This is a genomic window from Vibrio algicola (assembly GCF_009601765.2).
GTDB lineage: Bacteria > Pseudomonadota > Gammaproteobacteria > Enterobacterales > Vibrionaceae > Vibrio > Vibrio algicola.
This window is the reverse complement of sequence record NZ_CP045699.1, coordinates 976,109-989,380: the sequence shown is the minus strand read 5'-3', so window position 1 is coordinate 989,380 and position 13,272 is coordinate 976,109. Positions and strand designations below refer to the sequence as shown.

The following is a 13,272-nucleotide window of genomic DNA, read 5'->3' as shown; positions in this document are numbered from 1 at the left end:
GTGAGTTATTATTCATGGGTCGTTTTTTATTGTGGCTATTCCTAGTTTACACCGATTAAAAGTATCACCTTCCAGCCTAACCTCCCACTACTTCAAACAAATTCAATAAAAATAAACCCTAAATAACACCATAATTATTAAGCAGAATACGAAAACGAGTCTAGTCTTATGAGTAGAGGAAATTAAAACTTCAGTCGATACACCCGAGGTGATAAAGCCGTAATATCAGAGCGGGTATTTTCAAGGGGATTCACTATGAGTATTTTTGATCACTACCAATCACGTTATGAAGCATCTAAAGATGAAGAGATGTCTTTACAGGACTTTTTATCGCTCTGTCGACAAGATAAAAGTGCTTACGCCAATGCCGCCGAGCGGTTATTATTAGCCATCGGCGAGCCTGAAATTATCGACACCGCAAAAGAACCTAAACTCAGTCGGCTATTCTCAAACCGCGTGATCGCTCGCTATGAAACCTTTGAACACTTCTACGGCATGGAAGAAGCGATCGAACAAATCGTCTCCTATCTAAAACATGCGGCGCAGGGCTTAGAAGAGCGGAAACAAATCCTCTATCTACTTGGCCCTGTTGGGGGAGGTAAATCCTCATTAGCCGAAAAACTAAAAAGCTTGATGCAACAAATCCCTATTTATGTGTTATCTGCTAACGGCGTGCGCAGCCCGGTTAATGACCACCCTTTTTGCCTGTTTGATGTCGAAGAAGACGGTGAGGTATTAAAAAATGACTACGGCATTGAAAAGCGTTGTTTGCATTCCATCATGTCACCGTGGGCGGCAAAACGGTTAAATGAATTTGGCGGTGATATTACCAAGTTTAAAGTGGTTAAAGTGCGCCCTTCCATTATTAATCAAATCGGGATAGCCAAAACTGAACCAGGTGATGAAAATAACCAAGATATTTCATCACTTGTCGGTAAAGTCGATATTCGTCAACTTGAACATTTTTCACAAGATGATCCTGATGCTTACAGTTATTCCGGTGCATTATGTAAAGCTAACCAAGGGGTGATGGAGTTTGTCGAAATGTTCAAAGCACCAATCAAGGTGTTACACCCATTATTAACCGCAACCCAAGAAGGCAACTACAACGGAACTGAAGGGTTATCTGCGCTGCCTTTTGATGGCATGATTTTAGCCCACTCCAACGAATCCGAGTGGCAAACCTTCCGCAATAACAAAAATAATGAAGCATTTTTAGACCGGGTTTATATTGTTAAAGTCCCTTATTGTTTACGCACATCAGAAGAAATAAAAATCTACCAAAAACTGCTGACTCACAGTGAATTATCCACAGCACCTTGTTCGCCGAGCACCTTAGAGCTGTTGGCTCAATTCACCATTTTATCGCGCTTAAAAGAACCTGAAAACTCATCCTTATTCTCTAAAATGCGGGTATATGATGGTGAAACATTAAAAGACACCGATCCGAAAGCCAAAAGCTATCAGGAGTACCGCGATTATGCGGGCGTGGATGAAGGGATGTCTGGGCTTTCAACCCGCTTTGCGTTTAAAATTTTATCGCGTGTTTTTAACTTTGATCAAAGTGAAGTGGCCGCCAACCCAGTTCATCTGTTTTATGTCATCGAAAAACAAGTTGAGAGAGAGCAGTTCCCGCAAGAAGTGGCTGATAAGTATTTAGAATTCTTAAAAGGCTATTTAGTGCCAAAATATGTTGAATTCATCGGCAAAGAAATTCAAACCGCTTATCTCGAATCCTATTCAGAATATGGGCAAAACATCTTTGATCGCTATGTTACCTATGCCGATTTTTGGATCCAAGACCAAGAGTATCGCGATCCTGAAACTGGCCAACTGTTTGACCGCTCAGCGTTAAATGATGAACTGGAAAAAATAGAGAAAACCGCCGGCATTAGTAATCCGAAAGATTTTAGGAATGAAATCGTCAATTTCGTCTTACGTGCCCGTGCTAATAACAGTGGTCAGAATCCAGCATGGACCAGTTATGAGAAATTACGCACTGTGATTGAGAAAAAGATGTTCTCCAATACAGAAGAATTACTGCCTGTGATTTCATTTAACGCCAAAACATCGCAAGACGATCAGAAAAAGCACGACAATTTCGTCGCCCGTATGATGGAAAAAGGCTACACCAAAAAGCAAGTGCGTTTATTGGCAGAATGGTATTTACGCGTGCGTAAGTCTTCATAACATTCCATTATAGATTAACGTAAAAATCGGCAGCCTATGTATTTTTTACATCAGACTGCCGAAAGTTAAAGGGCAATTCTATGTCCTAGGGGAAAGCGATGACACAGTTCATTGATAGACGGCTTAATGGGAAGAATAAAAGCACCGTCAACCGTCAGCGGTTTATTCGCCGTAATAAAGAGCAAATCAAAAAATCCGTGTCTGAAGCGGTAAAACAACGTTCCATCACCAATACTCAAACTGGTGAGGATATTGCTATCCCATCAAAAGATCTTAATGAGCCTGTTTTTCATCAAGGTAAAGGCGGCGTTAAAGAGCGCGTGCATCCCGGTAATGACCAATTTACTACCGGAGATAGAATCGATCGTCCACCAGCAGGTGGCGGTGGTTCAGGCTCAGGTAAAGGGGATGCCAGCCAAGATGGAGAAGGTCAAGATGATTTTACTTTCCAAATATCCAAAGACGAATACCTCGATATTTTATTTGAAGATCTGGCGCTGCCTAACTTACAAAAAAACCAAATCAACAAAATTACCGAATGGGAAAGCCATCGCGCGGGTTATCAAACCTCTGGTGTTCCGGGCAATTTAGCCATTGTTCGTTCGCTGCAACAATCATTAGCACGTCGTACTGCAATGAGCGCATCTAAACGTCGCAAAATTGCCGAGTTAGAATCCATTCTCGATGATATTTCAATGTCGGAACCTGCTCGACCATTAGAAGAAAAACAAATCAAACTCGAAATAGAAGAACTGCGCCAAAAAATTGCCCGTGTTCCTTTTATTGATACTTTTGATTTACGTTTTAAAAACTATGAACGCCGCCCTATTCCTTCCAGTCAAGCGGTGATGTTTTGCTTAATGGATGTCTCCGGTTCTATGGATCAAGCCACCAAAGACATTGCCAAACGCTTTTATGTTCTGCTGTATTTATTTTTAACTCGCACTTATCAAAATGTCGAGGTTATTTTTATCCGCCACCACACTCAAGCCAAAGAGGTAGACGAACATGAATTTTTCTACTCGCAAGAAACCGGTGGTACCATTGTTTCTAGCGCCTTAAAAATGATGTCCGATATTATTAAAGACCGCTTTCCTACTAACGAATGGAATATTTACGCCGCGCAAGCCTCTGATGGGGATAACTGGGCGGACGACTCGCCCCGCTGTAAAGAGCAATTAGAGAAACAGATTCTGCCCTATTGCCAGTATTACTCTTATATCGAAATCACCCAGCGCTCGCATCAAACCTTGTGGTGCGAGTATGAAAAAATCGCGGAACATGCTGATAATTTTGCCATGAAAAACATACGTTCGGTGGAAGATATTTTCCAAATATTCCGCGAACTGTTTCAAAAACAAACCAGTTGAGGGCTGAATTATGGATAATATGACTCAATCAAAACCAACCGATCCACAGCCTGGCAACACCCGAAAAACCTTATCGGCTGGCCCAGACTGGACGTTTGAATTATTAGAGCAATATCATACCGAGATCAAACGAGTGGCGGCGCATTATCGATTAGATACTTACGAAAATCAGATCGAGGTGATCACCGCCGAACAAATGATGGATGCTTATTCCAGTATCGGCATGCCAATTAATTACCACCATTGGTCATTTGGTAAAAAATTCATTCAAACTGAGCAAAACTACAAGCATGGCCACATGGGGCTCGCTTATGAAATCGTGATCAACTCAGATCCTTGCATCGCCTATTTAATGGAAGAAAACACCATTACTATGCAGGCACTGGTGATGGCGCATGCCTGTTATGGCCACAACTCATTTTTCAAAGGCAATTATTTATTCCAATCTTGGACCGATGCCAGTTCCATTATCGATTACTTACTGTTTGCTCGTACCTATATTACAGAATGTGAAGAGAAATACGGCGTAGAAGAAGTTGAGCAAATTCTCGATTCTTGTCATGCATTAATGAACTATGGCGTCGATAGGTACAAACGCCCAGAGAAGATCTCAATCGTAGAAGAAAAAGCGCGCCAAGAAGACCGCGAACAATATCTGCAATCGCAAGTGAATGAATTATGGCGCACCGTTCCGCACCCACATTCAGAACAAGACACCCAAGCGCCTCGTTTTCCTAGTGAACCCCAAGAAAACATCTTATATTTCATTGAAAAACATGCGCCATTACTTGAATCCTGGCAACGTGAAATTGTGCGTATCGTGCGCAAAGTGAGCCAGTATTTTTACCCACAAAAACAAACTCAAGTTATGAACGAGGGATGGGCTACTTTTTGGCATTACACCATTTTAAATCACTTATACGATGAAGGCTTGGTAGAGGATAAGTTCATTCTCGAATTTCTCCACAGTCATACTAATGTGGTGGCACAACCTAACTACAACAGCCCATATTATAATGGCATCAACCCTTATGCTTTGGGCTTTGCCATGTTCCAAGATATTAAGAGAATATGTGAAAATCCAACGCAAGAAGATAAAGAATGGTTTCCAGAACTGGCCGGCAGTGACTGGTTAGAGGCTTTGCATTTCGCCATGCATAACTTCAAAGACGAAAGTTTTATTAGCCAATACTTATCGCCAAAATTGATCCGAGAATTTAAACTGTTTTCCGTTCTCGATGACGATAGACGCAACTACATTCAAGTCAGTGCCATCCATGATGAGTTGGGATATCAGGCTATCCGAGAAAAACTCGCCTCTCAGTACAATTTAAGTAATCTAGAACCCAATATTCAAGTTTGGAATGTTAATGTGCGTGGCGATCGCTCACTCACCCTACAACACATCCCGCAAGATAGGGTGCCATTACATACTAACTACCCAGAAGTGATGAAACATCTGCACCGCCTATGGGGCTTTGATGTCATCTTAGAAGAAGTAAAAGAAACAGGAAATCGAGAGATCTTAGCCAGTTGCCCAGAACGTAATGATAAAATGGCTCATCGAACCTAAACGACATTAGCTAGGCAGGATCAGTTATAGGTTATAGTGTTATTGAACACCACTTTGCACTTTGTAATAAACCCAACCAAATAATGCCGCAAAAACTACAATGGTGATCAATAACTTTAACCAAATTAATTTCATGCCAATTTCCCATCATAAAATTGATGACTTAATGTCACTTAACGCCTTTTTCATCACCATTTTAGCTTAACCTTTTCATCTCAGCTTGCCTTTGTTCAGACAACATTAGGCTGAATGGCAATCAATAAATCATCGTTATAAATTAACCCATTGAAAATAAACGCTAATAATTAAAATTATGAGTTAAAGGCACACTTTAAAAACTAACTTCTGTGACTTGGCTCACGCATCTATTATTTACTCCATAAACCTGTATAATTCGTCGCCTATTAATTCACACTTTTAATCCGTTGATTTGCACTATCACAATACGATAGTTCAATACATACCTAGGGAACTTCTTTGATTTCTACCGCTAACATCACCATGCAATTTGGCGCTGAGCCTTTATTTGAAAATATTTCTGCCAAATTTGGTAACGGCAATAAGTACGGTCTTATTGGTGCCAATGGTTGTGGTAAATCGACCTTTATGAAGATCCTCAGTGGCGCTTTGGCTCCAAGTTCTGGTAACGTTTCTATCACACCGGGATTAAAACTCGGCGTACTAAGCCAAGATCAGTTTGCTTTTGAACAACAAAATGTTATCGATGTTGTGATCATGGGCGACCGTAAGCTTTGGGAAATCAAACAAGAACGCGAACGCATTTATTCATTACCAGAAATGAGTGAAGCCGACGGCATGAAAGTGGCCGAGCTTGAAAGTGAATTTGCAGAAATGGACGGTTACACAGCCGAAAGCCGCGCCGGTGATATTTTAATCCAAGCCGGTATCGAAGAAGAATTCCATTTTGGTTTAATGCAACAAGTTGCCCCAGGTTGGAAATTGCGTGTGTTATTAGCACAAGCTCTATTTGCAAATCCTGATATTTTGCTACTTGATGAACCAACCAACAACCTTGATATTAATACCATCAACTGGTTGGCTGAAGAGTTAAACCAACGTAAATGCACCATGATCATCATCTCGCATGACCGTCACTTCTTAAATTCTGTTTGTACTCACATGGCCGATATCGATTACGGTGAGCTTCGTATCTACCCGGGTAACTACGAATACTTCCTTGAAGCATCAGGTTTGATCCGTGAGCAACTATTGTCAAACAATGCTAAAAAAGCCGCTGAAATTAGTGAACTGCAAGACTTCGTCAATCGCTTTGGTGCTAACGCCTCTAAAGCAAAACAAGCCAGTTCTCGCGCGAAAAAAATGGATAAAATCAAACTTGATGAAGTGAAATCATCTAGCCGTATTAGTCCATCGATTGATTTTGGTGAAGGCAAGAAACTGCACCGCTTGGCGCTTGAGTTAAAAGATTTAAGCCATGGATTTGAAGACGAGATATTATTCGAAAATGGCAATTTATTACTTGAAGCCGGTACGCGTTTAGCCGTGATTGGCGAGAATGGTGTGGGTAAATCAACCTTACTTCGTTGTCTGGTAAAAGAATTAGAGCAAAATCATGGCGTAGTAAAATGGTCTGAAAATGCGTCTATCGGCTATTGCCCGCAAGATAGCACCGCAGATTTTGATAACGATTTAACTATCTTTGATTGGATCTCACAATGGCGCACCGCGAAGCATGATGACTTAATGGTTCGTGGACTTTTAGGCCGCTTATTATTTACCGCTGATGATGCCAATAAAAAAGCCAAAAACTGTTCAGGTGGTGAAAAGAACCGTCTGTTATTCGGTAAATTAATGCTACAAGACATCAATGTTTTGGTTATGGATGAACCTACCAACCACATGGATATGGAAGCGATTGAAGCATTAAATGATGCCTTAAAGGTGTATCAAGGTACGTTAATCTTTGTTAGCCATGACCGTGAATTTGTCTCGTCTCTTGCCACCTCAATTATAGATGTTAAAGACAAAAAATTGGTTAACTTCCAAGGCACTTATAATGAATATCTTTCGCACCTAAGAAGAGCCGCTTTAGACGCTGCATAATTAGCTTATGACTTGAAACTAGCCGCAATGATCGATGGGTCATTGCGGCTTTTCATATCTTGATGATTCATTGCTTGTTGTGGATATGCAAAATAGCTTTGTGCATGGTGATGATCCGGTTGTTCATAGCATTCCGGTTGATGGTGGCAAAGAATTGGTCATTGGTATTAATGCACTACAGCGCAAGACTCTTTACGCCGAGTTAACGGCTGCTGGCGTGATGCTGATCGCCTCGACAGACCTTTAAGGCGCTAAAAAAAAGCCACCGATTCGGCAGCTTTCTTACTTATGGTTCAATCTTGATTTTGTCGATTTCTCTTATTAACAAACCATCGTTATTTAATATTAACGGTTGTACCAATTAAGAGCTTTTTCGATTTATCAATGTCAGAGTTTAATGCCATTAGATCTTCTAGTGACATGTCATGATCTCGAGAGATAGACATAAGCGTGTCGTTTTCTTTGACGGTATAAACCTTCATCATTTGCTCTGCTTTTTGTTGCATCGCTTCATTGTTTGCTTGCAACTGAGAAACGGCTTCTGCATTCTTAGCTGACATTTCTTTTTGAGTTTGTAATTCATTGGTTAGAGTTTGGATTTGTTCAGTCGTTTGTTTTTGTTGTGCCATCATTTCATCATTTGATGAACAGCCGGCCAACACACCCACAGCAATCGCAGCAAAAGCAAATTTAGAAACTGTTTTCATTATAAACTCCCTATATTATTACGTCGTTATTCAATAACGCCGTAATAACATTAACAAAGAAATAGGATTCTCGCCATTTTCTGCTCACAAAAACAAACTTATTTTATCGAAAACTCAACCATGTAAGCCAAACAATGGTCGCAGGCGAATGCCAATCACACTACCAGCCAAAGCCATCAACATCCAAACCCAGCCATGCAAACTGCCAGAAGCAATGCCATCAAAAAATCCACCGAGATTACAAGCGCTGTACATCGCTGCCATTCCCATCAGTAATCCACCAATAATCGATGCCATACTGTGATCAAAACGAAGTGGCGCCGCGATGCTAGTGTTATTGATGCAACGTGCGAATGCCGCGCCTAAAACCCCTAACCAAAACATGCCAACCATTGGGTTAAAAAACAAAGAGTGATCTAGGCTCGGGTTCCCTTTAAACAAACCAAATAACGAGCCTCCATGTATGCCCATTTCATAAGCGGCGTCGGTAATAGTCCACGCCGAACCATGCTGTGCCAATACACTAGAGTTAAGAAACGCAATAATGATACCGCCGGTTAAGACCGTGAAACGCCCCTCCCGCCAGAATAAATTGCCACAATAATGCTCCTCCCGATAAAACCAGAATAGGGAGCAACCATTTACGATTCATATTAAAGTTTCCTGCTCATATTGAATTAAGACAGTAGTAAATAAAAACTGTCCTGAATAAAGACTGGATAAATTGAATTGTTGCACAGGTTACTCTTATTCATATTTTGTTACTTGATATGAATCAATCGTGAGCTTCTGATTATAATTTTGTATGGGCTATTTAATTTAATAACCTAGCCAAATGACATGAGTTTTATAAAGCTGGACAGCGCCAATCTCAGCTTATCACTGACGTCGTCGCAGGCTTAAAAAAACAAAAAAATGGACCGTTTTTCCGGCTATTATTGATTTTAATCTTTTTCACAAAATACCTTAAAGAGTATACTGTTGGCCTGATCATCTAACGAATCGATAAGCTTGTTATGTTCTCTTTCTTTTCTCGTAATGCAAAATCCACTCAATCTTCCACCCCGTCTTGGCCGTATGTTTTGTGCCTATTGTGCCTGTGTGTAAGCAGTTATTTTGGGGTAGTGTATAGCCAAGATCACTTTAATGTTGATTCAGATCTAAACCATTTAGTGAAGCAAGATGCCGCGTGGAAAGATAACCTTAATAAAACATCACAACAATTTGGCGATTCTGAAAGTTCATTGGTGGTGGTCATTTCTGGCGATGATCGTCAACAAATCCAACAAGTGACCGAACATTTAACCCAAGATTTCTCGCGCACCCCTTTATTTAAAGATGTGTTCTCTCCCTCTACCTTGCCTTGGTTAAAACAGCAAGCGTTGTGGTTTTTATCCAAACAAGAATTTAACGATTTTAATCACAACTTAAGCGCGCTATTGCCACGGCTTCAAACCGCTGCGATGAGTCAAAGCACCAGCAAAAATCAAAGCAGCAGCAATCCAGCCGCGCCTGCAATGCAATTATTGGCGCAATTAAACCAAGCGATTGAAACTAAAGATGAGAAAAGTGCCAAACTCTTAATTAGCGCTCTCAACCAAGTCGCCGATATTGATCATGCTAACCAAACTGACACCCCAAATAAAATATCTGCCAATCAATCGGTTAATTGGCTCTCTTTATTATTCCCGCAAAGCAAAACCACCAATTATCAGATCATCAGCGTTAACGCAATCCCACAACGCGATCAAAAAGAGCCTAACCGTATGATTATGGAAACCGCTCATCAACTGATCAATAAATACGCCAATTTGCCAAACGTAAAAGTTCGCTTAACCGGACAAACGGCATTAGATTTTGATGAAATAAAAGACGCTAATCACAGTGTAAAACTGGCCGGCGCTATGTCGCTGATCGGACTTATCATTATCTTAGGGTTTGGCATCCGCTCGGTTCGCATTATTGTGGCCAGTTATATCGCGGTAATTGTTGGGCTTATTTGGACGTTAGCGGTTGGTTTATGGTTAGTCGGTTCGTATAACACCATTTCGATTGTCTTCTTAGTGATGTTTATTGGCCTTGGGGTCGATTTTTCGATTCATTTTTGTTTACGAATACGGGAAGAACAAGGCAAGCATGACAATAATACCGACTGTTTAAAAGCGTCGGTTAGAGGCACATTTGTCCCACTGAGTTTATGCGCATTAACTTCAGCAATTGGCTTTTTAGGATTCTACCCTACCGCCTATACTGGGCTGGCTGAATTAGGCATCATTTCCGCTGCCGGTATGTTAATGGGATTATTAGCCACGTTTACTGTGATACCGGTGTTTTTCTTCTTGTTCGGTTATCCTAAATACCAGCCACAAGCTAAAAAAAAAGTGCAACAAGATGGTGAATATTGGTTGGTAAAACACCATAAATTGGTCATCGGGATCGCGATTGGATTGTTAATTGTCACCGGAATTGGTGCCAGTCAAATGCGCTTTGATTTTTCGACCTTAGTGCTTAAATCGCCGCATTCAGAATCGGTACAAACCTTAGAAGAAATTCAACAGCAAGGGTTAACCTCAAGCTACCAAATGATGATGTTGGCCTCATCGCCCGCGCAAGCAAAACAATGGCAACAAAAATTGTCACATCTACCCGAAGTGAGTAATGCTTTATCGATTAATTCATTTTTGCCGCAAGATCGTCAAAGCAGAATGATGACATTAGCCAAAACGCTTCAACAACCACCCGCGGCTGCCGCCCATACTATTCAGCTAGAGCCACTCATTAGCAAGCTTGAACACACACAAGGTGTTCACCCTAGTACCCTAAAATGGCTGAAAAATACCCCGCCACAAGATCTCTATCGCAGCATTTCGCGTTATGCTTTATTGCCTTTATCTTCCATGCAACAAAACATGCAGCAGATGATGCAAGCGCCGCAACCGACAATCAAGGATATTCCTCAAGCACTGGCGCAACGTTATTACAACCAAGACTATGCGTTAGTGGTCGCCTACCCATCGGGCAATATGCGTGATGTTAAACAGCTCGACCAATTTATTGCTGCGGTACAAAAAATTGCCCCAAATGCCACCGGTCGCCCAGTAGCAGAGCAACAAGTCGGTAAGATAATTACCACCGCCTTCATACAAGCCACCTGTTATTCATTAGGCTTGATAGCATTAGTCTTGTTGTTTGCCTTAAAGCATAAGCATGACGTGGTGCTAAGCTTTATTCCATTACTGCTCACCACCTTGTCGACAATGGCGGTCGCGCATTGGAGTGGTTATTCACTCAATATGGCCAATATTATCGTGATCCCGCTTATTTTTGGGCTAGGTGTCGATAACGGCATTCATATTGTTGAACGTTTTCGCTCGGTGGGATCGGTGAAAGAGTTTTATCAATCCTCCACACCTAAAGCGGCGATTTTAAGCTCTCTTACTACCATAGTGACCTTCGGCTCGTTATTACTTGCCGATCACCGTGGCATGTTCAGTATTGGATTTTTACTCACCATCGCAATAGGCTTTTTATTGTTGTATAGCTTAACGGTATTACCGGCTTTATTGTTTAGCGTTAAGAAACATTAAGGTTATATTCTAATTGTCAAAATGAATGGGTATTATTCTGGTCTAATCGATCTGGACACCTTGATTGTGGATAATACGATAATCAATCGAGGTGAATATGAATACAAAACGTCAATATCGAACTTATACGAAAGAATTTAAAGAAGAGGCAATCGGCCTTATTACCGAACAAGGGTATTCTGTCGCCCAAGCTGCTGATGCGTTGGGAGTATCACAAAACCTGCTTTACACTTGGAAGCAGAAGGCTGACGAACTCAATAATTCATCTGTCAACGCAGATGAAAAAACGGAATTAATGGCTCTGAGAAAGGAAGTAAAGCAGCTTAGAATGGAGAAAGAGATCCTAAAAAAAGCCAGCGCCTTCTTTGCGAAAGAAATGAAGTAAAGTTTCAATTTATTCGAGAGCATCGCTCTCGATTTCCAATAAAAATGCTTTGTAACGCTCTAAAAGTAAGCCGCAGTGCATTTTATGATTGGTTAGCACGACCTGCTCAGATCATTACTGAGCAAGAGCTTAATTTATACAGAACTGCCAAGCGCTTATTCAAGCGCAGTCGTGGAAGTTTAGGCTCTCGTCAATTAGCTAAGAAACTACGTGAAGAAGGCTTCACTATCGGGCGTTATCGTACTCGCACCATCATGCGTAAGTTAGGTCTTGTTGTGCGTCAGCGTCGAGCTTATAAAATCACCACCAAGCGGAAACATAGTGATAGCGTTGCAGATAATATATTAAAACAACAATTTAATCCTACAGTGCCCAATCGTATTTGGGCCGGAGATGTTACTTATCTGAGAACCAATCAAGGTTGGATGTATCTGGCTGTAGTCATGGATTTACATTCACGCCGGATCATTGGTTGGGCATTATCAGATCGCATGACGGTAGGTCTCGTTGAACGTGCATTACAAATGGCAATTACACTTCGTAAGCCTCAAAGAGGCTTACTTTTCCATAGTGATAGAGGCTCACAGTACACCAGCAGTTCATTTCAGCACCTGTTAACGAGAAATGGTATCACATCATCAATGAGCAGCGTTGGAGCTTGTTTAGACAATGCAGTCGTCGAACGGTTCTTCGGTAGCTTGAAAAATGAATGGCTACTCAATGTGGTTTATTTAACGCGTGATGCAATGAAAGAAGATGTTGAAGAATATATCCGGTATTACAACCATGAAAGGTTGCATACTACGCTTGGTGATTTAACGCCAATCGACTATGAAAAATTACAAAGTCAGGTGTCCTATTGGGCTTGACCAGAATATGTAATCTAGATTTAGTCGTAACAGACACTAAGACAGGTTCGCCATTGATCTGTGTGGAGTCAAATTGATTTTCGGGCTCAGCAATCTTTTGCCTAAGTTCAAGCTCTAACTTCAGCGCAAGTAAAGCAGCACGCTGATAATCTCTTGTGTGCAAGGATCTTTTAAATTCAGTTCGATTATAGAATTGAGCTTGAAATGCTTTAGGTATTTGATAGCGAAAGTACCAAATTCCAGATGGTTTTCTAGTGAGATAGCGCATGTTTAGTACCACTGTTTAGTACCAATTTACTTTCATTGTTATAGCTAGGGAAGTAATTACTTGATAAGTAAAGATAAAGCAGTAGAAGGTGATGTGTGCAACATAAGTCTGCATAATAAAAATAAATAATCAATAACTTACATGCACTTTTGCAATAGAAGATTGCATAACTTTGCAGTAAAAGTTTGCATAAAAACCAAACCATACAAATTTCTGTAAGAAAGTTACTTACAACTCT

At 40.9% G+C, this 13,272-nt stretch carries 10 protein-coding genes; 7 read left to right on the top strand and 3 right to left on the bottom strand.

Going from position 1 to position 13,272, the window contains the following annotated elements:
- Positions 1–255: 255 nt before the first annotated feature.
- The 5 genes from GFB47_RS04500 to GFB47_RS04480 all read left to right on the top strand — a co-directional run bounded on the left by GFB47_RS04500 (position 256) and on the right by GFB47_RS04480 (position 7,465).
- A complete protein-coding gene (locus GFB47_RS04500; RefSeq protein ID WP_153446874.1) occupies positions 256–2,190 on the top strand; it encodes a PrkA family serine protein kinase in 1,935 nt (644 codons plus the stop codon).
- Positions 2,191–2,288: 98 nt separating this feature from the next.
- Complete coding sequence (locus tag GFB47_RS04495) at positions 2,289–3,560, top strand: YeaH/YhbH family protein (RefSeq protein WP_153446873.1); 1,272 nt, start codon at positions 2,289–2,291, stop codon at positions 3,558–3,560.
- A 10-nt stretch (positions 3,561–3,570) separates the two neighbouring features.
- The gene (locus tag GFB47_RS04490) at positions 3,571–5,133 is read left to right on the top strand and encodes a SpoVR family protein (protein WP_178306444.1); all 1,563 of its coding nucleotides are present in this window, start codon (positions 3,571–3,573) and stop codon (positions 5,131–5,133) included.
- Between the two features lie 477 nt (positions 5,134–5,610).
- Entirely contained in the window at positions 5,611–7,218 is a 1,608-nt protein-coding gene (locus GFB47_RS04485) for an ABC-F family ATPase (protein WP_153446870.1), read from the top strand.
- Positions 7,219–7,303: 85 nt separating this feature from the next.
- On the top strand, positions 7,304–7,465 hold the full coding sequence (locus tag GFB47_RS04480) for a hypothetical protein (RefSeq protein WP_153446868.1): 162 nt from the start codon (positions 7,304–7,306) through the stop codon (positions 7,463–7,465).
- Positions 7,466–7,553: 88 nt separating this feature from the next.
- Here the strand turns inward: GFB47_RS04480 and GFB47_RS04475 are convergent, their stop codons facing one another.
- Positions 7,554–7,925, bottom strand: a complete 372-nt coding sequence (locus GFB47_RS04475; protein ID WP_153446867.1) for a LysM peptidoglycan-binding domain-containing protein — start codon at positions 7,923–7,925, stop codon at positions 7,554–7,556.
- Positions 7,926–8,039: 114 nt separating this feature from the next.
- Positions 8,040–8,573, bottom strand: a complete 534-nt coding sequence (locus GFB47_RS04470) for a YeeE/YedE thiosulfate transporter family protein (protein ID WP_153446865.1) — start codon at positions 8,571–8,573, stop codon at positions 8,040–8,042.
- Positions 8,574–8,941: 368 nt separating this feature from the next.
- On the opposite strand from GFB47_RS04470, the gene GFB47_RS04465 reads away from it, so the two are divergent.
- On the top strand, positions 8,942–11,512 hold the full coding sequence (locus GFB47_RS04465) for an MMPL family transporter (protein ID WP_153446862.1): 2,571 nt from the start codon (positions 8,942–8,944) through the stop codon (positions 11,510–11,512).
- Between the two features lie 97 nt (positions 11,513–11,609).
- Positions 11,610–12,766 (top strand): IS3 family transposase gene (locus tag GFB47_RS04460; RefSeq protein ID WP_153446861.1). Its coding sequence is split into 2 segments (ribosomal slippage): positions 11,610–11,865 and positions 11,865–12,766, totalling 1,158 coding nucleotides; the frame shifts between segments, so codons are not numbered across the junction.
- On the opposite strand, the gene GFB47_RS16760 is transcribed toward GFB47_RS04460, so the two are convergent.
- Positions 12,699–13,034, bottom strand: a complete 336-nt coding sequence (locus tag GFB47_RS16760; protein ID WP_407701689.1) for a DUF6538 domain-containing protein — start codon at positions 13,032–13,034, stop codon at positions 12,699–12,701. The two genes, GFB47_RS04460 and GFB47_RS16760, sit on opposite strands and share 68 nt — an antisense overlap.
- Positions 13,035–13,272: the final 238 nt, after the last annotated feature.